This window comes from Saprospiraceae bacterium (genome assembly GCA_016719615.1).
Classification (GTDB): Bacteria; Bacteroidota; Bacteroidia; order Chitinophagales; family Saprospiraceae; genus Vicinibacter.
The window spans coordinates 1079784-1102858 of the sequence record JADJYQ010000001.1 but is presented as its reverse complement, the minus strand read 5'-3'; the positions used below and the strand labels follow the sequence as shown (position 1 = coordinate 1102858).

Sequence of the window (23075 nt, the reverse complement as noted above, 5' to 3'; positions counted from 1 at the left end):
AAATGGCTTCTTATTTGGAATTTTGTGTCATTTTTAAAATTAGAGAATCCTCGGCAACAGTTTTTATTTTAACAACGGTATCTGCATGTTCATTTGGAATGGTCATTGACAAAACATAATGTTTCACTTTCCAATGTATTCCTTCTTTTACCATCACACCAGATCCCCTGCATATTTTCATTTGAGTCTGGAGCAATTCATCAAACCAGGCCAATTCATGCGCTCCACTCAAATAAATATTTCTATCTACAGCTGTAAAACTCCAGGCCTTCCCTCTATCAAAATAAGGCTTTGAAAAAGCCTTAAATTCTTGCTTATTCCAATTCTCAGTAGCATCCGTACCAATAAAAATGGAAGAATCTGACATATAACTGAAATACAAATCAAAATCTGCCTTCGACGCGGCAAGATGCCATTCGTCTAAAATTTTATGAATAGCTTGATTTTCATGATCAGTACTTAATACTTGGTCATTTTTACAAGCTGAAAGAAAAATGACTACAAAAAATAATGCAAGGGTTGAATATTTCATATCATTAAATCTATGGATCATTTATAAAATGGAAATGGTTGTGAGAACCAAATTAATCAATTTTTTTGACATTGTACATTAATTTTTGAAGATCGAAACTTCCATATATAACATCCCCCTTCGGATAGTGGTAGATGGCATCTGCGGATGTAGCCAAACGGTAACCATTGAACTCTTTGTAATTTCTTAATGGAGTTGACCATTTAAGCTTCTTTGCGGCATCGAAATTGTATCGGTCATCAGATGAAAAATTAATGAGCTGACCTTCATCATTAAAATACAAGCAAGCAGTCACTACAATTTCTTTATTTGTAAAAGAAGCTTTTACCTGATTTCCATTAACTTCGACCCATTTAATTCTCTGATCTATCAAAGTTGGCGGGGCCAACACACACATGTCATTAAAAAAAGTCACAGTCTCGGCAACATCCATATCTCGTCCATCCATAAATTGCACTTGCAGCAGAGAAAACAGTCTGATATCCATAGTTGCCTTTCCATTTTTATAACTGTGGATACCTGCAACAGGAAGTGTTTTCATAACGGCATTCATAAAAAATAGTCTGGCCGGATTTGCCATAAAATTATATTGTTGGGTATGAAGCGGCATCCACTCATATTGATCATTCTTTCTGATTTTACCTGAAAATTCCGCTTCAAAATAATGCACATGAGGTTTACCTATAGAAGCTGTATATCGAAGATATTTTTGAACGGGTTCGGGCAATTCTACTATATCGCTTTCCGTCAAAATTTCTGATGTATTGGCAACATCCGATTGTAAAAATAAATCTACATCTTTTAAAAAGATATTGTAAAAACTGCAACTTGCATAAGCAATCATCAGCATCCCAAAAAGCAAGGCATTCGGAATCATCCCAAACTTTGCATCTTGCCATGTTGTGAAAATAAGAATTAGGGATAGTACAAGTCCGATCCCAGCTAAGGCCCACCAAAGTCTATAATTCAAAGCAAAAGTTATGGCTGCGCCAACCAATATCATAGCAGTTAATAACCATACAAGTCCCCAGGGTTTAGAAATTTCTTTTGCAATTTGGCTTACTTGTCCCCAATGGAATGCTTTCATGAACCCCATCAAATGGATCAAACCATGAATACTCAATATCAATACACCCAGAATTTTATACATAGATTTAAATTGAGATCAACGATTAAAAATTAAAAAAATCAGCTGAAACACAATAAAGCTGGTCCACCCTATCCAAATACAATGTAAGGTTTTAAGTCGGTGAACCACTTTTACAGACAAGGGAAACAAAATGAGAAATGAAAGCAAATAAAGCAAGTAACAAGCCCATAAAATGGTCCTAAAAACCGTTGGTGTGTTCATATCTATTTCATGTTGCCGTGCATCAATAACACCCACCATACTTAAAAAACTCATTGGTAGATCATGGATAAGGCTTCCCCACATCGAAATATTTATACTCAAAGCAATCAAAATCAAGGTTTGTTCAAAACTCCCATCGCCACCTAGAGCTTTCGAAAAAACCTGTACCATAGACGAAGCAAGTAACCAACAAATCAGCATACTTGGGGCCAATAAAAAAATATTTACAAAATAATAATCTTCAGATGGGATATTCAGCCAGGGTTTAAAAAAAGTGGGTGCGCCATTTGCCTTCCACAAAAAAAAATACATGCAGGTGTATGATGTTATTGGCACCATCAGATAAATTATACTCCAATAGATGAGATTTTTTTTAAGTATTACCTTTTCAAAATATTTATTAAGGAACATAAAATTATAACAGCGATTCCAAATTAATTTTAAAGAGTTTTAATTCTTCAGCATCAGCATTTAAATTAACCATTTTCTCGAATTCAAAATTCAATTTAATAAGCAATTTTATGGAGGAATGATTTTCAGTTTTCGTAATGGCATAGATCTCCGGTTGCTTGAGTTCGTGATAAGTATATTCCAACAAAGCCTTAGCAACTTCATAAGCATACCCCATTCCTGTATATTCAGGCAAAAAAGCAAAACCCAGATCAGGTTTATCCAGGGTATCGCGTTTAAGAATTCCACAAGTGCCTATTGAAACCCCATCCGCCTTCTTTTCAACTAAACTGAGTCCAAATCCATTTTCATAATAACTTTTTAGAGGGCCCTTCTCCAAATAATTTATCGCTTGGTCCTTTGTTCTCACATTTTTATCACCTATGAATTGTAGCCATCCAGGCGTATTTAATAACTCAATTATAAATTCAGAGTCTTCCAAATTGAGCTCCCGCAATCGAAGTCGGCTAGTTTCAAGTATCATCCCTTGATTTGTCATTTGAGACAAATATAAAATAGTATTTAAAGATGCAAAGGATAATCATCAGGCTGGTTTTCAGTAAACATCATAGCCAAGATGATTGCACCTCAAAACGCGTTTGTGAGAAAGAGGATAGCATTCGTTTATAAAGAACATTTTTGCTTTGAATTAAAATGTTCAGTTGGAGTTACCATCTCCAATTATGTTGATAAAACACTCTTGATGGAAATAATCTAAAACAACTGGTCCCATTGAGCATAAGTTTAGCGGGTGCCTGGTTCAATTGCTATAATACAAAACTTCTTCTTCCTCTCTGCTCACGTGGATAGCCCTTTCATATTTGAATCCCATTTTCTCAAGGAGCTTAATGGAACGAAAATTGGTCAAACTCGTGATGGCTGAAATTTTCGTAAAATGCAATTGCTCCTGCGCATAAAGCATCGTAGCACTTGCAATTTCAAAAGCATAACCCAGGCCTTGAAATTGAGGAAGGAAGGCAAATCCAATGTCAGGCGTTTCGTGTGTATCGCGTTTAATCATTCCGCAACAACCAATGAAGGTTTTGTTATCAATACTTTCAACGAGCGATAAGCCGAAACCATTTTCATGATAACTTTTCATCGGACCATTTTTCAAATACTGAATAGCCTGCTTTTCAGTCTTTACATTTTTATCTCCTATGAATTCAAGCCAACCGGGGCTGTTGAGCAGCTCAATGAGAAAAGGAGCATCTGCATAAGTGAATTGGCGGAGTCTTAAACGTTTGGTTACAAGTATGTATTTGGATAAGGAGTGTGGTTGAACGTATGTTAATTCGATGGTGAGTGGATTTATTTTTTTTAAATGATAATTTTATGAATTGCCTTTGCGAACGAATTTTGTCAGAATTACGATGGTACTTCCATCAATCTTTCCTTCAATTTGATCCGGATTATCGGGCACCAATCTGATTTTTGCCACTTTCGTGCCTTTGGCTGCCATAATACTGGAACCTTTTACATTCAAACTTTCTGTAAGAAAAACCGAATCACCACTGTTTAAAATAATACCATATGCATCCTTATGGACTACTTCATTTGCTTTCGATTCGCTTTCAGATAAGGCCCAGTTTAATTCTTCTTCAGAGAGGTAAGCTCCATCGATTGCTTCTTGTGCCCATTCCTCCGTTTTTAATCTGGAAAGCAAATTAAAAGAAAGCACTTTTACAGCGCTCACTTCACTCCAGATACTTCCTGTTAGAAATCGGAAGTAATTGGTATCCATTGCCTCTTTGTTTTGGATCTGTTGAAAACAGGCATCGCAAATCACCACAACATTTGCATCTATATCGTCTGTTCGGGTTGGAACTACAAAGGCCTGGAGCACTTCATCATTTAAAGTACACAATTCACAAACTCCATTACTTCGATCTATAAGTGATTGGGAAAGTTTCATTCTTCGAAGATTAAATTATTAAAATTTTGCTTTCTTAAATTAATGTTTCATTATGGCTGATAATTCCCTGAATGGGCTATACCTAAATTTGTAATATTGAAAGCAAATTAAACTTTTGAAATTAATATTTTCAGTCCAATTAAATAAACAAAACGGTTTCAAAAAAATCTTTATTAATAAATTTAGATGGTTCGTTTTGTTAACAAATGCTTTGCTAAAATCGATGAATTCCATAATTCATACGTAAAGATACAACAATTTTAGGGCAACAGAAAAGTAAAGGTCTTAGAATCCGCAAGTTACCATGGTTCTCAAATCAAGAAATTTATCCGGATGTGCGTATATCGCGTTTAATCTTTTACGGAAGCTACGAACCAGATAAATGAAGATTTCAAAAAGTAAGCCTATAAAACAAAAGACCATTTCAACAAACTTCCACGCATAAACATGAAGGGAACTAATTAGATTACAGAGTATTACAAAAATTCAAAATTTTGCCTTGTTCGATGAAATATTAAAAATCAAACAAGTCACCTAAAAATGAATCTTTCTTTTTCTTTTTATATTCATAATGACTGCTATCATAATGTTTTTGTTCGTATTGAGCATCTGAAGGACGATATTGCTCTTTAGGGCCAGAACTTTGCCCAAACTGGCCGGAGCGCTCGATGAGTTTATCAAGTTCTCCGCGGTCCAACCAAATACCCCGGCAGTCCGGACAATAATCGATTTCAACACCGCTGCGTTCGGTCATCATGAGATTTACATTACAACTTGGACATTTCATAAAGCTATTTTAGTTTTATTTAATCATTTTCATTGGAATGAATCTTTAAGTTCATGATATCTCATAGAATCACTCCAACAAATAAATAAAAATTATTCCACTTTGTTTAATGAACCTATTAATATTTTAAATAATGGCAATTAAATCCAATACAAATATTTAATAAGAAAAATAGGTATAAAATATAACTCACTTATTACCAAGTTGGATTTATAAAATTTTTATTTAATTGCCTGCTCTTGTAAAAGGCAGCCACATATATCCGTCATCTGTTTTTATCCCAATCCAATAAGACCCAACAGGAATCAAGTCCAAACTCAGCTTTACCCGAATGTCCTTCCCTTTAATCGGAAAAGCTGACATATACTTCCCATAGGCATCATACATTTCCACTTTAGCTTGAATATCTTTTTCAAATTCAAGTTTAAGCACTAAATGATCGAATGCAGGATTGGGAAAGAGTAGAGCGCTTTTTAACCCGGCCAAATTATTCTGACTGGTATTAAGCACTATATCTGTACAAAAATTTTCATTACAAGATTTGCAATCAGTTATTGTCACACAATACCTTCCCGGACTTAAGCCGTGAATTGCCGGCGTTGTATGTCCTGTATTCCAAATAAAATGATAAGGCGGACAGCCACCTGTGGGATCCAGGCTGATGGAACCATTCATTTGACCAGGATCCGCTTGCAAGACAAGCGGGTTTAGCGTCCATGCCGGAGCTTGATTCACTACAAAAGGTCCATAGACAGCACGATGGCCTGTTTCTGATTCAATCTCACAAGAGTAAACACCCGGTAAAAGTTGAGTTATTAATGTTCCGGTATCTAAAGAATGCAACCAACGAATGTTCAGCTTGGGTGTACCCCCTGAAATTTGCAATTGAATGGATCCGGTAGCTGTACCATAACAATCAATATTGTGATGAAAGCTTTTATTGTCGGCAAACTTGAGATTACATCCATTTGCTGGCAAAATGTATTTGTTGTACAGGCATCTGATGCTGATAGACAAATTTTGAAGCTGCCTTCTTTTGTGTAAAGATGAGTAGGTTGCAATTCTGTACTTTGTGTACCGTCACCAAAATCCCAAACAAAAGATGTGCTATTAACCGAATTATTTTTCAAAGTCAATTGATCAAAGTATAGGCTTGGGATAAAATCTGCTCTTGCATAAAAGCTAGAAGGATTAGTTTGGATTGAACCATTTACACCGGGACTCAAAAGATAAAACGTTCCACTCGCAGTGGTCCTTAATTCCACACTTCGAACCATATATTCTATCTGACCTTGCCCTGCACAGGAATCTACATATGTCTCCATTTTTTCTGGGTTCTGATTCTGTAAAACATATCCTGAATCTGCAGCCATTTTTTTATATATAAAATAGCCCACACTATTGACAGGCTTTTGCCATTCCAATTGTACGTGCAGTCCGATTTGTTTTAACTGCAGATTTTCAACAGCAGGATGATTGTACATCTTCAAGGTTGGATCACCCAACAGAGCAATACTTGCATACCCTCCATAAAAGGGTGGATAATACAAGCCTCTGTTATTCATCGTCAATTGGGTTGCATACCCTATGTGTTCTCCGAGTGCCATGTGATGAAACAGCCAGGAAGGTCTGTTTCCCCAGGTACTTGCCAGACAGGTTCTCGATGCAATGGCAGCTCTTAAAAAATTGTTCGGATAATCCCAATCTCCAAAATAGGAACCAAACAACATCGTAAAAATAGTTTGTAAGGAATCATTAGTAAAATTTGTAGTACTTGAAATATCAGATGCGCTTTCGGGTCCGCCACCGCCACAGCCATAAGACCATAAATAAGATAGCGTGGAAAGTGTTTGTCTAAACGGCAAGTCCTTCACTTGTGAAAACCCAAACATCGGCGTAAAATTTTTCCATCCAACCGATCCAAGTCCTTCAATGTCTCTAAAATTATTATCGACGAGTGCTCGTTCATTAGCTTGTAAGAGGCCTCTCCGCCATTGATGATCCTTATTGAGATACCTTCTCAACAATTGCTCTTCTGATTCTGCAAACTTCGTCATGTTTGCAAAATCCACGCGACCTATTTGTATTCTGACATGCTCAGGAATCACATTATTATCAAACTTTCCATCTCCTGGCAGATTGTCATTGCGCGAGCCCGGAGGAATATTCGTATTGATCGATTGATCTGTCCAGACGCCATCCATATCTGTATAATAACCATCACAAGGCCAGGCTCCTTTGTGGTCGGCGTGATGCCCATCTGGTACGATATTACCAGAATATGGAACAGGTACACGTCCTAACAGAAAAACTGCCTGATTGGAATCCCGCTGTTGTAAAGCCCAATTGCGAATTTGATCTTTGACCACTTTCACAGATCCATTTCGATGCACATAAATGCTATCTACCAACCATCCATCAGCGGTCATGTCCTCCATTAATCTAGAAATCTCAAAGGCTAACGATTGTTCATAACTGCTATCAATGACGATGAGACAAGATCCTTTATAATGAACCGGCGGAATTTTTATACCTGTATAAATATATCCAGAACCGAAGTTCGGAACCCCGTTACCGGCGGGATAGGCAGGCAGGCTTTTAATGATTTGATATTCATAGCCTCGACCTGCTTCAATCGTTGAATCCGTCCACGTAATACTCGAGGGACTGAGACTTACCAGGCTGTCTGTCCATATCTTATCGTATTTGGATTTTCGCCAAATGGTATAGCCTCCGTTAGCAGTATCCCGAACCCAATTTAAAGTAATGCGTGGCGGATCCTCCTGAACAACAGCCTGTACCAGTACTGATTGTCGCGCATCATAGAGTTGTTGAGCAGCTAAAGATGTAGCTATAAAATAAAAAATCAAAATGTGAATGCCTCTCCGTTTCATGCACAATGTTAAATAAAATATACGGGAGTAAAAAAGAACTGTATGAAACATCTAACAATAGCATTAGTCTTTAGAATACCTGATGTCCTCAAATAATGCAGTAATCACCCAATTCATTATGGCTTCAAAAAAATAAATTTTGATGCTTCTTTCAATTTATAAATTTTACTATAGCCATTTTCACTATGTTGAATTGTTTTTTGAAAATCATCAAGGTCCCTAAACTTTTTAGGTGCTAATTGGCTTCTCCGGCTTGTAAAATATAAGATCCCGTTTTTTTCATCGTAATATGGACAATACTCCATCGATTTGGTATTTACAGACGAACCCAAATTAGTTGCCACACCCCATTGGCCTTCAGAATTTCTGAAAGAAATGTATAAATCGCCACTACCCATTCCTCCGGCAGCATTGTATTTTGTATAAATGATAAAATCTTCGTTTCTTGAAATAAACGCATTAAATTCATAACCACTGCTATTGATACTGCTATCCATTAATTGAGGGGTGGTGTATGAAAATCCATTCCACTTGCTAAAATAAATATCATCCTTCCCCATACCTTGTTTTCTCTCTGAGGTGAAATATAAATTATTGTTAGAGGCCAATGTAGGATAAAATTCATCGAATTCTGTATTTACATCTCGACCTAAATTGATGGGCTTTGACCAGGGACTTTGTTTATGGGCACGCTCAACGTACCAAATGTCATAATCCTTAACATTCCTTGCGGTATCGCTCACCGGTCTGTTGGATGCAAAATACAATCTGGTCTGATCCGGCGATAAAAAAGCTTCCATGTCAGCATAAACATCAGAAAATTCCATCAACTGCGGAGGCGTCCACTTCCCCGCACTTAACTTCATAAATGCAATTTGGGAAATCTCCTGCATAGGTGATTGGATGGTGAAAAATACTTCGTCCTGATCATTCGAAATGGCGAAGTCCCTCACATTATCAAATTCATGCAAACGCTCGTTAGCGAATTCAACGTGACTATTGCTTTGGGATTGGCTATTGCTCAAAAACCCAAAAATTAAAATGAATGAATATTTAAATTTTTCCATCTACAAAATACATATCAATAAGTCCTTTATGTTTCGCTTCCACTTTTCCACGGTAGGTGCATCTGAAATGATCTTTGACCATTTCATAAGTCGAACCGCTGATATTAATTTTACCTGCTTCTCCAGCAGTTTCCAACCTCGATGCTGTGTTGACCGTATCGCCCCAAATATCATAGGCGAATTTCATGACCCCTACGATACCTGCTACAACAGGCCCTGTATGGATGCCAATCCGTATGTCATATAAATCCTTACCGTCTTTTTTGCACTGATTCATATACTCTTGTAAATCCCAAGCAGCGCGTACGACATCCAGTGCATGAGTATTGTTAGCTACCGGCAAGCCTCCTGCGCACATATAACTATCGCCAATGGTTTTAATTTTTTCAATGGTATATTTAGAAATAATCTTATCAAAAGCTTCAAAATAGGAATGTATATCTGCGACGAGTTGTTTGGGTGTCAGGTTTTCCGAGATTTTAGTAAAGTCCTTAAAATCTGTGAACATCACCGTCACATCTTCATATTGACGTGCTTCTGCACTCCCTTTTTCTTTCAATTCATCAGCTACTTCTGAAGGGAGAATATTCAATAATAATTCATCGGTGCGCAGTTTTTCCTTTTTAATGCGATTGCGTTGCACAAAAAAAACAGCGGCAAAAAGCAATAAACATATGGAACCAACAATCAATCCGTTGCGTATCAACTTTTGTTCATTAACTTCAGCTTCTTTCTCCCGTAACTCATCAAGATGTTTTTCTGCTTCCACTTTATTCCTTGCCCCCATTAAATACAATAAACTTTTTTGTCGGGTCATCGTATCTTTCGCTGCATTTGCCGAATCCAAATACAGATAGGCTTCTCTGGTCATTCCTCTTTCAGCAAATACTTTGGCAATGATGGGATAAACTTTAGCCCTCACGAGAATATTTGAACGATTGATCTTGTTGTTGATAATGTCTCTGGCTTTCAATATATATTCTATTGCTTTATCGGCCTGACCATAAGTCATATATATGGAACCACAGGTTGCCACAGATAAAGCAGCACTCATGTGGGAACCTCTTTGAAGACTTATACTTACATCCTTTTCAAATAATGGCAGAGCCATTTCAAGTTTACCTTGTTGGTAATAAATATTTGCTTTGTTACCACTGATGATTCCTATCCATTCTTCATCATGGTATAAACGAGCAATGTTTTCGGCCTGGTTAAAAAAATACTCCGATGAATCATAGACTTGCAAATTACTATAACATAAGCCAAGTGTATTAATTGGAGAAATATTTTTGCTTTGTTGCTCCTTGGGCAAAATTTTCCAGAATTCCAATAAATAATCTTTAGCTGTAGCGTAATCTGTAAAAAAATAAAATTTAGCAGCTAGATCTTTCAAATATATCAATTTACGTGGAAACTGAGAAAGCCCAAAAGTCTCATAAATCCTGCTACCATATAAATAATGCTCCAGTGCCTGTGCATAAGATTTGCGATTCCAATAAAAATTCCCGGCCATTTGCAAAGCATCAGCCCGGATTCGTTCGACATGATTCAATTGAGCTTCATCAAGTACCTCATGAATTGATTCCTTGAGACCTGGAGTCTGAAGTCCTCTTTCTACCTGATGATTCAGTATTAGAATCTTGATTAAAAAACTATAATTTTTATCCTCCTGTCCAAGGCTTGATTGATAGAGATCATGGAGTTTTTGCAGACTTACAGCGCTATCCAGATGATAAATATTGTTATACAGCGAATCCAATAATTTCACTTGTGAAGGATAGCTATCTGCACTCTGACCAAATAAAGAATTTGCCAAAATGCAACAGAGAAGAGCAAGTCGCTTACTTAAGGGTAATAATAAAATGAAAGGAATTTTAAAAATTGACCTATTGCCACATACACTGCAATAAAAATCTTTGAGGTTGCCTACATACATATCCTATGGCTAATGGAATTTTTAAGAATATCAAAGATAAGTCCGGCCCATTAGATAATCATTTAAATTTAGTATTAACCAAATAGCAAAACCCATTGGAATTTCGGATTTCACAATCTTCATAAATCAATCATATAATAACTAATTACATGTATTACATTCTGTATTTCAATTATATAATTTAATATTTTATAAATCAATCAGAATGATTGACCTGCTTTTTTAGTCCAGCTCCATGGCCATAAATTTTATACCGCAGCCTAAAACTGGCATTTATAATATCATTTGTTAAGCCAATTTTCGATGTTAAGTTGGCACCAAAAATGTGGTTCACCATCGCATTCGAAAATTCCATCCTTTACGAAGCCCAATTTATTCAATACAGCTTGTGACGCTAAATTATCACAATGCACAATCGAAAAAACTTCCTGAAGCTGAAGCTGCTCAATTCCAAAATTCAAAGTTGCTTTAGCAGTTTCACTCGCAATGCCCTGCCCCCAATACTTTCTCTGAATGCGATATCCTAGATCATAATAGTTTTGGTGATCATTAATCAGATTACGTTCCAATTTTAAACCTGACCAACCTACAAACTCCTCTGTTTTTTTATGCACAACGGCCCACCGACCTATCCCGTTGTCTATATATTGTTGTCTGATGAGTTGAATTACATTGCTCAATTTATCCTTGTCTGTTACAGGTTCATTACCCAGATAGCGGTGCACTTCAGGATCTGAATCCAACTCATAAAGTCCTTCAATATCAGTCGGTACTATTTCCCGTAAAATAAAGCGTTCGGTCTCTACAAATATTTTCATACTTACCAAGATAATTATTTAAGGATCTACTTCATAAAACTGCAAAATTAATTTACTATATAATTCAATCTTTTCCAAATCCAGGTATATAATTTTCAAGCATAAATGTAGCAGGCTTATTGAAAATATTAACTAGAAATACTAAAATAGCGCAAGCTTTGATTGACACTCTTAAATCCTATTGGAAACAATATCAGGCATCATCTGCAAACTTTTCCCATACAACGCTGAGACTTATTACCAATTTTTCATTTCCTTATCCTGCATTCCTTCAGTTCTCCATGTTATCTATATATTTCATGAAACAAAGAATTTTCTTTCACCCAATAAAATTTTATTTCAATTACTCCAAAATTTAAACCGCTAGATTATTCATTTTTTGGTCCGTAGATATTGAAAACCTTTTTCGAAAATGAAACTATGCTTGTGGCCAAAACGGCACCAGAAAATCATTCGACGAGTTCATATAATCCACTAATGGATAAAGTCAATTCAATGGGCAATATCCATGCAACGAGTTTAGGATATTTTAAACCAACGAGAAACATCTCCCGCATTGGATAAGCCAGTAAAAATCCAAAACTAAAATGAACGATCCGGTCGTAATGATTGCGGCTAGCGTGAAAATAATCCTGCAAGCAAAACCCCAATGGATTTTCTGCGTAGGTATATTTTGATCCATACACGTGCAGGCACAAATACAAAAAAATGAGCAAGTAGCTCAGATCGCTAAATTGAAATTTTTGAAATGTAAATATCAAGATAAGGATGAATGCTATCGTGAGCGTATTTTCCAGCACCCAATTATGAAGATCCGTTGTGCCTATTAAGGTATTCGCCCAAAGAATGCCAAACAAAGTTATAAAGCACCAAATCCAATAATTTCTCCGAATCGGAGTGCGATCTTGGGAAATAGCTATTGTAAAACGCATTTTTTATGATTTCAAATTTAAGGTAAATCCCAATATATCAAAGCGACAATACTGGGTAACAATGTTTAATCCCTACTGAATTTCATACAATATTAAGGGAAATTCTACAATCGGTAACGCCAGGTTCACCGTACCAAGAATCATTTGCTTCTTGCTAGTTCCGCCTATTGTTTCAATAATTTCTTAAGCAGGACTATCTGCCCGAGATGATAATGTGCATGTTCGATGGCTCCCTGTAAATTTCTATAATAATGTCCATACTTTTCGTTCTGAAAAACTTGTGTCAAAGTTGACGTTGGCAATACTTCAATCAACTGAGCCAAGTTTTCGACATTTCTCCAAATGGAGTCCAACATTTGATCCCAATCCTTTTGTGCATGGATTGGAGGATGGTCAAAACTGTCTGCATCCTTTGCATTCAAAGGATTTCCTTTCAACACTTCTATTTGAGCTGTCACATAATAACTTACATGATGCATGAGGACTGCTATCGTATTCATATCATTTACTTGCCTGGTAGCTTGAGTCCAGTCCACATCATTTAATACTTCTTTAAAATTCACGCAAGTCCAATTACCACCAAAATATACTTCGCGAAGATGTTTTGAGATCATTTTAGAAATTTCCATACTCAAGAATAAGTTAGATCCTGATAAAAGTTAATTCATAAAAATAAATGCTGGATATACACTTCAGATTGGTTTATACTGGTCCCAACTATCAATTACTAAACATATCTTCTAATTACATTTATTTCCAATTTAAAGAAGCAGCACCCATTTGTTTATCGTTTTGTGCTTATAAATGATCCTTAACAAATACATCCCCTTCGGATATGGGCTCAAATCAATGGTCAATTGTTCTGCAATATTGCTATAACTAAGAATGGGCACTCCGGAATTATTTTCTAGAACCAGGGCCAATGCATTTTGAAGCTTATTGATTTCTATTTTTCCGGAACTAGGATTTGGTATTACCCTAATTTCTGATGACTCCGGAATAAATTCAAAATTTTTTACAAACTTTTGAGATTTCTTAATAAGGATAAACACACCAAATTCTGGAAACGGGGTGGCAGGAATTTGGGTCGAAGCATTCGGATAAATAAAGGACATTCCAGTCATTGGCACATCAATTCTTTTGTTTGCCGGACATACAACTTTAATCGTATCGCTGAAACAATCCAAAACATTTACAAGATAAAAAGTCTCCCCTTCTGACACATTTGCTGCACTTACATCTACATTCACTGTCGATGCGCTATCCCAGTTGTATATGACCAAATGGCTTCGATTGGGGTCAAATCCATTCGGGATAATAAAATATTCCGGCCCTTGCTTGGGTTTCTCCGGAAAGTAATCATTCAATGGAAAATCCGTTTGGGTAAACCCCCATAAATAATAACCATAAACTGCGGGTATTCCTGCCATAATTTTATTTCCTTTTACAGAAGCATCAAAAATGGGCGTATTATTAAAACCCAAACGTGTCTGACAAGTCAGGTAGTTGCTATCCAAAATAAAATTGCGAACCCCATGGTTCAATCCAAATGCGTTCACAGACGGGCGTGGCATATTCGTTCCTGCATAAGTATAATTATGTTTAATGACCGTATTCAACAGGGGATTATTCGAGCCATTAGAAAGTACAAAAAAATTATGCGTCCTAGAATTATTGCCAACGCCACCCAAATTTTCAGAAGCCGCCCCTCCATTAAATAAAATATTTTTTGAATGTCAAAATTTCCAATTGCAGCAGTCGTCGTAGTTTGCCATATTTTAATCCCATTGCCATAGGTATTAAAAATGATATTGTTATGAATCTTCTTCATTCCGAAGGTATCATTTTGCAAATACAATCCATGGCCATGCCCTTCGAGATTTCCATTGTTGTTTAGATTATTCCCGATATGATATATGATGCAACCATAGACATCCGTGTTTTTTGCAGTCTTCCAAACATCTAATCCGTGGCCCGTGTCATAAATAATCATGTTAATGAATTTCATGTTTTCGGCGGTGCAGGTTACCCCGCCACCGATATTCTGATTTCGGCTGACCGACATAGAATTTCGAACTTCTATACCCCAGAACCAGGTATAACTGCAGTTTCCAAAACCTGAATAAAGTGTATACACTATATTTCCATCCAGGATGGCTCTCTCGTTATTGTAATTTCTAAATATGATAGGCGCCTTGTCTGTCCCATTTGTGAAACAACTAAAGGAAGATTGTGAATCAAAAGAATTCAAATACACACCAGCTTTCAACCAAATAGTATCACCCGGCAATACAGCCATCGGGTGATTTAAGGCAAACTGTAAGGTCCATGGCTTTTGAAAACTTCCATCGCCTGAGGTAGAACCGGACGGAGAAACAAAAAAACTTGCAGCCCATAACAAACTACCACTGGAGAAAATAAACAGTATAAAAAAAACTCCTCTCATCATATACTAAATTTAAATTATTAAAAAGCAATTATCCCAAAAGAATTCTCATTATAAAATAGTCTCCAGGTCCATTTAAAGCTGCCAGGTTTCCTATCAAAGATAAATCAATTTTAGGATGAATTGAAAGTGTTAAAACAAAATTAAATACGCAATAAAAGATGGGTCGCTTTGAAATGGCTTTTCAATCTTTGGATAGCCTGCATACCGCTTACAGTATAAGCGCATTTTCATTAAAAGTTTTAGAACTTTAAAATAAAAAAGAAATTAAAATATGCTCTGAGTTTCAGGATATTTTAAAATCCTTTAATCCTGCCGAACGCCCATATTCTTGCCTTCAAAATAATTATATTTGGAATCTCTCGCATCCGTCTCTCCGATGGCATGAGGCAAGACTTCAAAACTTTCCGGGTCTGCACCCTTTATCCTTTTATCTATAAAATAAACATTTTTACGATCCCTATTGTAATTTTCATTTAGAATTTTAAAAGATTCTACATCTGCGTCTGCATGTGGTTTGTCTTGGATGTAAATTTTGTTTTTGTCCCGCGCCACGACCTGTTCTCCTAAAAAATTTTCATTCTCCTGAAATACGTGAAAGGAAGCAGCGTCAGCACCAGACAATGGTTTATTTCTATAAAATATGAATTCACCGTCTGTCAAATATCCGTGCCCCAATAGTCTAAACCGGGCGGAATTCAGGCCTTTTACTTTTTTCCCTTCATAATATACATTTACTTTATCCTTGGCGTAAGGATATTCTAAAATTTCAAAACTTGAATAATCGCAATCTATTTTCGAAAAATGCTTCTTTCCAAACTCGTCTGTTCGAATCAAAAAATGCTGGGTCGCATCAGAAGCGTAATGAAGGTCTCCCAACTGAAAACTAGCCCCGTCTATTCCATCTACTATTTTGTCATATAAGTACACATGATACTGATCGGCATAGACGAAATCATTCAACATGCGAAAACTTACCAGGTCCTTAATGTAAACTTTATCCCCATTGAGAAATAAGTTGGTATCATCTTTTGCATACCCATATCCAAGTGATTGGAAGGCATCCACTGAAGCCACTTGCATGATTTTGGTTCTTATTTTTTTTGAAATAAAATAATCACTGCTGCTTCTGTAGGTATCATACCACAATATAACATTAGCATCCCTGGCATAGTATTCATCAATAAGCTTAAAAGTATTCGCTTCCATTCCGGATATTTCTGTATCCTTGTAATAGACCTTATTACCTTGAATTGTAAAATCTCCGATGTTATTTGTTTTGGATTTAGATTGGCTCTTCGGTTGGCAACTAAAAAATATAAATAAGCCAATAATAATAAGCAAGCAAATTGTAGTAAAAATAGTATTCATGAATTTTATCTATGTAAAGCAAATGTACTTAAATGTACTGTATTAAAGTCGCTTCTGCTACTTACGAAAACTTAAATAATAATTTTTCGCCAAAGATTACATCATCATTATGCAAATTCAAAAAAATAAGCTGGCCATCAGACGATTTACAGTATTTGATAAAATAATCCTACATTTGAAAGATAAAGTGTGAAATTGAAATTTATGAAATTTAAAACGATTGCATTGCTCTTGATGTGGAGCTTATACATCCACGCCCAAATCGTAAAACTGGACTCCTCGAATCTGCCCATTTGTATCATCGACACCCGCGGCCAAACCATAACTAACGAACCCAAAATCCTGGCACACATGAAGATCATTGATAATGGGCCAGGAGAAATAAACAGAATCAAAGATTTCAAATTCAATTACAATAATTTCATTGCGATTGAGATCCGGGGAAACAGTTCCCAATTCTATCCACAAAAACAATATGGCATTGAATTGCGCGACAGCACCAATGGAGATGATATCGATGCTTCTATAATGGGCATGCCCGCCGAAGAAGATTGGATCCTGTATGCGCCTTATAATGACATTAGTATGTTGAGAAATGTATTGACGTACCATTTATGGAACAACATGGGGCATTGGGGTCCTCGAACCCGATTTTGTGAAGTTATACTCAACAACGAATATGTAGGAGTCTATATCATGATGGAGTCGATCAAAAGAGGCGCTGACCGGGTAGATATCGCAAAGCTCACAACTGAAGATACAACAGGTCGGGACCTGACCGGAGGTTATATCATGAAGATCGATAAGAAAAACAATGCCGCAGATTTGAGTTTTATTTCTAAAGTCAAGTCAACGACCAATTCAGATATCAATTGGTTATTTCACTATCCGGAAGCGGATGATATCAAACTTAAACAACAAAATTACATTCGCAGTTTTATTGATACCTTAGAATTGTCGATTTCATCTACAGGATTTGCAGATCCTAAAAACGGATATCGAAAATATTTAAGTGTAAATTCCTTCATCGATTATTTTATATTGACTGAACTCTCCCGCAATATCGATGCCTACAAAGCCAGCAGTTTTTTCTATAAGGAAAAACTGGAAGCCGATGGCAGTAAAGGACAGTTAAAAGCAGGCCCGGTTTGGGATTATAATTTCGCATTTGGCAATGCCAGCTTTTGCTCGGGAGCCCAAACCACGGGATGGATGTACGACGGATGTGTTCCAGCAACATTGCCTACTCCAATCATGTGGAGAAGATTGCTTCAGGACAGCAACTATGCCAATGCTTTAAAATGCCGGTATCTAGAATTGCGCAAAACAATTATGGACACAAATTATCTTTTTCAATATCTCAACCGATATGCATTTGATACCCTTGATATTCCACAAAAAAGACATTTTACCAAATGGAAAATCCTTGGAACAAATCCCGGTGGATTTAATGCATACATAGCCAGTTCTTATAACGATGAAATGAACCTGTTTAAAACATGGATACGCAATAGACTCAACTGGATGGATGCAAATTTAATCGGTAGATGCATTCCACCACCTCCTATTGCTAAAATAGAGATTCCGCTCGACCCGGAATGTTTTACAGGTGTAAGGCCCATGCTTACAAAAACACAAGCCTTTCATACTTCGCCTTTTAACTATGCTGGTGCAGAATCTGTGAACAGCTTTCCACAAAATATTTTGCGTTGGGTCTTGGTTGAATTGCGCGATGGCAATGATTCCACATTAATAATTGAAAGACGGGCTGCGCTGCTGAGATCCGACAGCGTTTTGGTAGATACCAATTTTAATGTCGGCGTATTATTTCCAAAGTCAATTCCAAATTTATCGTATTATCTCGTCGTTCGTTATGATGCATTGTCTTTTTTGATGAGTAAAGAAAAAATTGCTTTACCCAACGACAATGATTATAATCTAAACCGAAATCATCGGGTCATACAAGTAGCACAAAATAGTCCTATAATTCTTATAAATGATTGGATTGGAATAGACAGTTTCCAAATTTGCGCTGGGGACAGCCTGGTATTACACGATTCCTATTTATCGAATTTGGGATATCCTCTATATGGACTCCAACTGAATAGCAGTTGGGGAAATAGTACATTGTACCAAAATCACAATTTATTGTTGAAATTCACAAATCCAGGATCGTTTAACATCAGGATTGATTTAAATTGTGCTTTACAAACGATCGTTAGTAATGTCTTTTCTGTCCAGGTAAATCCTTTGCCCCAGGTTCACATTTCCGGACCCTTCGGCATTTGTCCGAATGACAGCATTGTGTTGAGCTCAAATTCTTCAGACAGGCATTTGTGGAATACCGGCGACAGCACATCTTCGATACAAGTGACTGCTTCCGGCCAATACAGCTTAAAAATTACCAATGAATTCGGATGCACAGCAAGCCAATCCAAGGAAATTGTTCAACATCAAGAAATTCAAGGAAAAATTGGCACAGAACCCGGAGCTTTAGGACAAACTTGTAAATTCTATTTCATTCCTTCAGACCCTGCTCAAATCTATACGTATCTGTGGAGTACAGGTAGTCAATCGGATACACTTGAAACTCTTGAAAAATTGGTAACTCTTGAAGTGACGGATAGCAACGGTTGCAAGAAACTATTTGAAGTGATTTGCAGTCCTGTAGGCATTTCAGACCTTCATTCAAATAAAGTACGCATATCGCCGAATCCCAATTCCGGTACATTCGAGATTAGCAGTGAGCATTCTATAAAATCCCTGATGTTCTATTCCGGTACAGGGGCATTGGTCTATTCGTTTTACCGAAATGTTGGAATTCCTGAAACAAAAACGATTCAAATTGAACATTTGCCTAAAGGAGTTTATTTTGGAAACTTGTTTTCCGATTCGAGAGGATATGTATTTAAGGTTATCGTCGATTAATGATTCAACATTTCGATTTGTTTCCCGCAGATCTGCGCAAATCTGCGGGAAACACACGGATGTCGATCCAAATCGCAATTTAATTCCTCCAACCAAGCCTTTCCAATTGCCCTGAAACACAGTTTTACATTTATGTTACATCCTTTTACATCAAAAAATGAGCTTAAAATGGAATGGCCAGTAATTTTACCCCTTCATCTAAAACACTTAATATGTTATCAAACTTCGTATTTGCACTTTTAATGCTGATTCAAACAACGAGCCCTGCCACTATTCTACATGAACCTAAATGTTCACCTGTAGCCTCAAATCTGGTATTTCAATCTGCAGATGGTGGATTGACATGGCAGGATGTAAGTAGTGGACTCCCTCATAAATTGGAAGTCACAAACATCATAGCAGATGGTGAAGAGCTCATTCTAAGTTCCGCCAATGGCATTTATAGGAGTCCAGTAAAATTAAAAAGCCCTATGTGGAAGAAAGATGTATTCCTGAATGATAAAATTTCAGGTGTATTTTCCGGCCGTTCAGGACGTTTTGCCCGCAATTTTGATAATGGCTTTTATAGAGAAGTTCAGAATACCGGAACCTGGCTGCCCATTTTTAAAAATTTAAATGGAGTTTGGAAATGGGCTGTGCTTGAATGCCCAAATGAGCATATTCTCTTAGGCACCGACCATGGAATCTACAAATCTTCAAACCACGGGCAAAGCTGGAATCTGGCATTAGGCGATGAAAAAGTTTTTGAACTTGTTCAAAAAGATAAAGTTATTCTGGCCAACTCAACGAATGGCATACTCCGTTCGACAGACTCCGGTGAGACCTGGAATTGGGTGCTTCGCGAAAATAATATGTTTCGGAATATCGGAGTTATCGGCGAGCAATTGTATGCAATTACCAACGAAGATGAAGCCTCTAAAGATAAGAATTCAAATCAAAAAGGGATGGCCAATAAATTGCTGATTTCATCTGATCATGGACAAAGCTGGAAGAGAATTGATTCAGGATTGGAAGTCGGTAGATACGTTTACTTGAATTTAGACAAAACCTCTTCTAACTTTATTAACGATTTAACACAAGTTGGAAATTTTATGGTTTGCAGTATAGATTCGGGTATCTTCCGCTCGGCAGATGGAGGCAAAACCTGGGAACGCGTGTTGACCACCAAAGAAAATCACATCTTCAACTTTTCATCAACCGGCCATATGATCTATGCCGTCAAAGCAAACAGAGGATGCTAAAAAAATAGGTGTATTTTTGAAGGATGTTTCAGAATGACCCCCTCATAAAATTGCGACAACTTATCCTTGTCGCAATTTCTATTTTACCAGGATATGAATTAATAGCTGGGTCAACGATTACAGCAGCAGTTTCAACTGAAAACATCAACCTTGCCTTAAGACGCACAGCAGATGGCCTTTTGAGAGCTTCCGGAGACAGCACCAGCCGCATACCTTCGGTTGAACAAATCAAAGAGGGCGTTTGGCAAGTTAGACTTGAACGCGATTTCAGATATGAACAATTGCCCTTTATTCTCCAAACTTCACTAGATTTATATGGCATTCAACAAGCTTATCAGGTAAGCATTCGCAATTGCGAAGATTCAAAAATTGAACTTGGTTATCATCAATATGATTTTCTAAATACCAATCAAGTTCCTTGTCAGGGTCGCGAATTGCCCAAAGCCTGCAGATATATTGAAATCAGTTTTCTGGAAGCAACTCAACTACAGCAAACCCATTCATCGAAATTGACTTGGATCCTTTTTGCATTAGTGGGTCTGGTGAGTTTTTGGATATATAAAAAAAATAAAAATGATCATAAAGTAATTACATCTATCGAAGAAGTTGAGTGCTTGGAATTTGGAAATTTAAAATTAGACGCTGAAAATCAGATCTTGTATTGTGCTGACGATAGGCAGACACTCACTTTCCGGGAAACCAAATTGCTCAAATTGCTAATAAATCATCAAAATCAAATATTGGAGAGAGATCAACTGCTCCGGGAAGTATGGGCTGATGAAGGGATTTTGGTAGGTCGGAGTTTGGATGTTTTTGTGTCGAGGTTGCGCAAAAAAATAGCGGTCGATACTTCTGTTGCCATTGCTGCAATACACGGCGTCGGTTACCGCCTCGAAATTAAAAAGTAAGCACTGTATTTACTTGCCGTAGCTTACTCCATTATTCATTGTTTGCTTTTAATAGTTGGTGTCTTTCATTAAATATCCTGAGCAGAATCAGGATTACCAATAATGGGAAAATCCATATCATTTTACTGCCGAGTCGGTCAATAGCATTGGCAAAGGTGCCGCAAGCCCATGCATTTATAAAAACAGCAGATACTAAATATAATTTGATCTTGTTTAAGCTGTTCTCTTTTAAAATGATAAAAAATATCAAACACACTAATGAAATACATACGATCGCAAGCTGTAAATGATTAAACCAAGTCATAAACCCTAATTCATCTTTGTTTTGCTTAGAACTTGCATACGAATGCAATTCTGAGGGTACATATTTCTGAATTCTTTGATAGAGAACTGTTTCTTCCGTATAGGGTTTATTCCCATCGCCAATCTGAAATTGTGTCAATTGATCCATGGTGGCCAGGACCGATGCATAGATATGTTCTATGATATATTTGCGTTGGGTAAACGTATTCCAGATAATAGAATTGAACTCTTCTTTACTATCCCCCCAAGTACCCAGCTTATACAATGGACTGGTTTCGTCCCAAACAAATTGCCAGGCCTTTTCAGGTAATGAATCTTTATAGGCACACAATTGATATGTCTTAAATTTACAATTTTCATCCAGATATTTTTCAATAATACCATGTTCAACAAATGCACCCATCAAAAATACATGCTTTGACTTTGAAAGCGCTGAGCCCATAGTCAACAAAGAAGCTACCGTCAGCAAGCCTAAGTACAGAATAGATTTATATTTAAAATGGAATGGTTGCAGAAATTTTTTGAACAGGAACAATATCGGCAAGTAAACAAAAATGATGGTGACATGGGACATGTGCATTGCACAGGAAATCAAAAATATAAAATAGAGAAAGTAACGCTTCTTCCGGGATGCATCGTCCTCCAATAATAATACTATGGACAAAAACATAATAGCCGTAAAAATATCCGGCATGATTTGACTTGCCGTCCACGATACACTTGAAAACAAAGAAAGAAATATACAAATTACAAACCCAAGTATAGGATACAAGCTATTGTTTAGTAAAACATGTTTCGTCAACTGTATCACCAGAAAAGCCAGAATTCCGGATTGTGCGAGTAGTACGGTCCACAAAGAATAACCATTGAAACTAAAAAACCGAATAAACAGTCCATAGGTGATAGGCCTGTCAAAAGGCGTTTCCAATTCGAAGCCGGAAGCCAAATACGTGGAAGTATCTGAATACACCAGTGGATATCCATTTATGAAAGCAGGAATCAGTAATGCCAAGGCAGCACCTAGATAACTAATTACTCTAACAAATTTATCACGTATCATTTCTGATTCTGAACCAGATGCAAATCTATAAAATTCATACTACTCAAAGCTCTCCCATAAATGGATTCTCATACTTAAACACAACCCACGCTCAGCTAAATTCATTGTGAAGACTATTCATCACATTTATTGCTTT

At 36.9% G+C, this 23075-nt stretch carries 20 protein-coding genes; 3 read left to right on the top strand and 17 right to left on the bottom strand.

The genetic code is table 11. From position 1 onward, the window contains the following. Positions 1-10: 10 nt before the first annotated feature. The 16 genes from IPM92_04535 to IPM92_04460 form a co-directional block, all read right to left on the bottom strand. Positions 11-532, bottom strand: coding sequence for a nuclear transport factor 2 family protein (locus IPM92_04535; protein MBK9107653.1), 522 nt, complete (start codon positions 530-532; stop codon positions 11-13). Between the two features lie 52 nt (positions 533-584). Further along, a complete protein-coding gene (locus IPM92_04530; protein ID MBK9107652.1) occupies positions 585-1682 on the bottom strand; it encodes a hypothetical protein in 1098 nt (365 codons plus the stop codon). Positions 1683-1697: 15 nt separating this feature from the next. Continuing rightward, complete coding sequence (locus tag IPM92_04525) at positions 1698-2195, bottom strand: hypothetical protein (protein ID MBK9107651.1); 498 nt, start codon at positions 2193-2195, stop codon at positions 1698-1700. Between the two features lie 103 nt (positions 2196-2298). Further along, on the bottom strand, positions 2299-2817 hold the full coding sequence (locus tag IPM92_04520; GenBank protein MBK9107650.1) for a GNAT family N-acetyltransferase: 519 nt from the start codon (positions 2815-2817) through the stop codon (positions 2299-2301). A 276-nt stretch (positions 2818-3093) separates the two neighbouring features. Further along, positions 3094-3591 (bottom strand): GNAT family N-acetyltransferase, encoded by a 498-nt coding sequence (locus tag IPM92_04515; GenBank protein MBK9107649.1) that lies wholly within the window; start codon positions 3589-3591, stop codon positions 3094-3096. Positions 3592-3666: 75 nt separating this feature from the next. Then, positions 3667-4248, bottom strand: a complete 582-nt coding sequence (locus IPM92_04510) for a PhnA domain-containing protein (protein MBK9107648.1) — start codon at positions 4246-4248, stop codon at positions 3667-3669. Positions 4249-4762: 514 nt separating this feature from the next. Next, complete coding sequence (locus IPM92_04505; protein MBK9107647.1) at positions 4763-5035, bottom strand: zf-TFIIB domain-containing protein; 273 nt, start codon at positions 5033-5035, stop codon at positions 4763-4765. A 225-nt stretch (positions 5036-5260) separates the two neighbouring features. Next, complete coding sequence (locus IPM92_04500; GenBank protein ID MBK9107646.1) at positions 5261-6013, bottom strand: hypothetical protein; 753 nt, start codon at positions 6011-6013, stop codon at positions 5261-5263. 2032 nt (positions 6014-8045) lie between these two features. Further along, entirely contained in the window at positions 8046-8996 is a 951-nt protein-coding gene (locus tag IPM92_04495; GenBank protein MBK9107645.1) for a PD40 domain-containing protein, read from the bottom strand. Then, positions 8983-10812 carry a hypothetical protein gene (locus tag IPM92_04490; protein ID MBK9107644.1) on the bottom strand — a complete coding sequence of 610 codons (1830 nt, stop codon included), beginning with the start codon at positions 10810-10812 and terminating at the stop codon, positions 8983-8985. Before IPM92_04490 ends, IPM92_04495 begins: the two co-directional genes overlap by 14 nt. Before the next feature lie 401 nt (positions 10813-11213). Continuing rightward, a complete protein-coding gene (locus tag IPM92_04485) occupies positions 11214-11750 on the bottom strand; it encodes a GNAT family N-acetyltransferase (GenBank protein ID MBK9107643.1) in 537 nt (178 codons plus the stop codon). A gap of 449 nt (positions 11751-12199) precedes the next feature. Continuing rightward, a complete protein-coding gene (locus IPM92_04480; GenBank protein MBK9107642.1) occupies positions 12200-12682 on the bottom strand; it encodes a DUF2238 domain-containing protein in 483 nt (160 codons plus the stop codon). A 164-nt stretch (positions 12683-12846) separates the two neighbouring features. After that, positions 12847-13311 (bottom strand): DUF1572 family protein, encoded by a 465-nt coding sequence (locus IPM92_04475; protein ID MBK9107641.1) that lies wholly within the window; start codon positions 13309-13311, stop codon positions 12847-12849. Positions 13312-13443: 132 nt separating this feature from the next. Then, entirely contained in the window at positions 13444-14301 is an 858-nt protein-coding gene (locus IPM92_04470) for a T9SS type A sorting domain-containing protein (protein MBK9107640.1), read from the bottom strand. Next, on the bottom strand, positions 14298-15131 hold the full coding sequence (locus IPM92_04465; protein MBK9107639.1) for a hypothetical protein: 834 nt from the start codon (positions 15129-15131) through the stop codon (positions 14298-14300). Before IPM92_04465 ends, IPM92_04470 begins: the two co-directional genes overlap by 4 nt. Positions 15132-15434: 303 nt before the next feature. After that, entirely contained in the window at positions 15435-16499 is a 1065-nt protein-coding gene (locus IPM92_04460; GenBank protein ID MBK9107638.1) for a DKNYY domain-containing protein, read from the bottom strand. A 204-nt stretch (positions 16500-16703) separates the two neighbouring features. Between IPM92_04460 and IPM92_04455 the strand changes: the two genes are divergently transcribed. From IPM92_04455 to IPM92_04445, 3 genes are all read left to right on the top strand, one after another. Then, positions 16704-19427, top strand: coding sequence for a CotH kinase family protein (locus IPM92_04455; protein ID MBK9107637.1), 2724 nt, complete (start codon positions 16704-16706; stop codon positions 19425-19427). Between the two features lie 212 nt (positions 19428-19639). Continuing rightward, complete coding sequence (locus IPM92_04450) at positions 19640-20668, top strand: hypothetical protein (GenBank protein MBK9107636.1); 1029 nt, start codon at positions 19640-19642, stop codon at positions 20666-20668. Between the two features lie 50 nt (positions 20669-20718). Further along, the gene (locus tag IPM92_04445; GenBank protein ID MBK9107635.1) at positions 20719-21576 is read left to right on the top strand and encodes a response regulator transcription factor; all 858 of its coding nucleotides are present in this window, start codon (positions 20719-20721) and stop codon (positions 21574-21576) included. Positions 21577-21607: 31 nt separating this feature from the next. On the opposite strand, the gene IPM92_04440 is transcribed toward IPM92_04445, so the two are convergent. Next, positions 21608-22939 carry a hypothetical protein gene (locus tag IPM92_04440; protein ID MBK9107634.1) on the bottom strand — a complete coding sequence of 444 codons (1332 nt, stop codon included), beginning with the start codon at positions 22937-22939 and terminating at the stop codon, positions 21608-21610. Positions 22940-23075 lie beyond the last annotated feature (136 nt).

Bases quoted from the DNA above. Each gene is read 5' to 3' on its own strand.
- IPM92_04535 (MBK9107653.1), bottom strand. From the start codon at position 532: ATGAAATATTCAACCCTTGCATTATTTTTTGTAGTCATTTTTCTTTCA.
- IPM92_04530 (MBK9107652.1), bottom strand. From the start codon at position 1,682: ATGTATAAAATTCTGGGTGTATTGATATTGAGTATTCATGGTTTGATC.
- IPM92_04525 (MBK9107651.1), bottom strand. From the start codon at position 2,195: ATGTATTTTTTTTTGTGGAAGGCAAATGGCGCACCCACTTTTTTTAAA.
- IPM92_04520 (MBK9107650.1), bottom strand. From the start codon at position 2,817: ATGATACTTGAAACTAGCCGACTTCGATTGCGGGAGCTCAATTTGGAA.
- IPM92_04510 (MBK9107648.1), bottom strand. From the start codon at position 4,248: ATGAAACTTTCCCAATCACTTATAGATCGAAGTAATGGAGTTTGTGAA.
- IPM92_04505 (MBK9107647.1), bottom strand. From the start codon at position 5,035: ATGAAATGTCCAAGTTGTAATGTAAATCTCATGATGACCGAACGCAGC.
- IPM92_04495 (MBK9107645.1), bottom strand. From the start codon at position 8,996: ATGGAAAAATTTAAATATTCATTCATTTTAATTTTTGGGTTTTTGAGC.
- IPM92_04485 (MBK9107643.1), bottom strand. From the start codon at position 11,750: ATGAAAATATTTGTAGAGACCGAACGCTTTATTTTACGGGAAATAGTA.
- IPM92_04480 (MBK9107642.1), bottom strand. From the start codon at position 12,682: ATGCGTTTTACAATAGCTATTTCCCAAGATCGCACTCCGATTCGGAGA.
- IPM92_04475 (MBK9107641.1), bottom strand. From the start codon at position 13,311: ATGGAAATTTCTAAAATGATCTCAAAACATCTTCGCGAAGTATATTTT.
- IPM92_04465 (MBK9107639.1), bottom strand. From the start codon at position 15,131: ATGATGAGAGGAGTTTTTTTTATACTGTTTATTTTCTCCAGTGGTAGT.
- IPM92_04460 (MBK9107638.1), bottom strand. From the start codon at position 16,499: ATGAATACTATTTTTACTACAATTTGCTTGCTTATTATTATTGGCTTA.
- IPM92_04455 (MBK9107637.1), top strand. From the start codon at position 16,704: ATGAAATTTAAAACGATTGCATTGCTCTTGATGTGGAGCTTATACATC.
- IPM92_04450 (MBK9107636.1), top strand. From the start codon at position 19,640: ATGTTATCAAACTTCGTATTTGCACTTTTAATGCTGATTCAAACAACG.
- IPM92_04440 (MBK9107634.1), bottom strand. From the start codon at position 22,939: ATGATACGTGATAAATTTGTTAGAGTAATTAGTTATCTAGGTGCTGCC.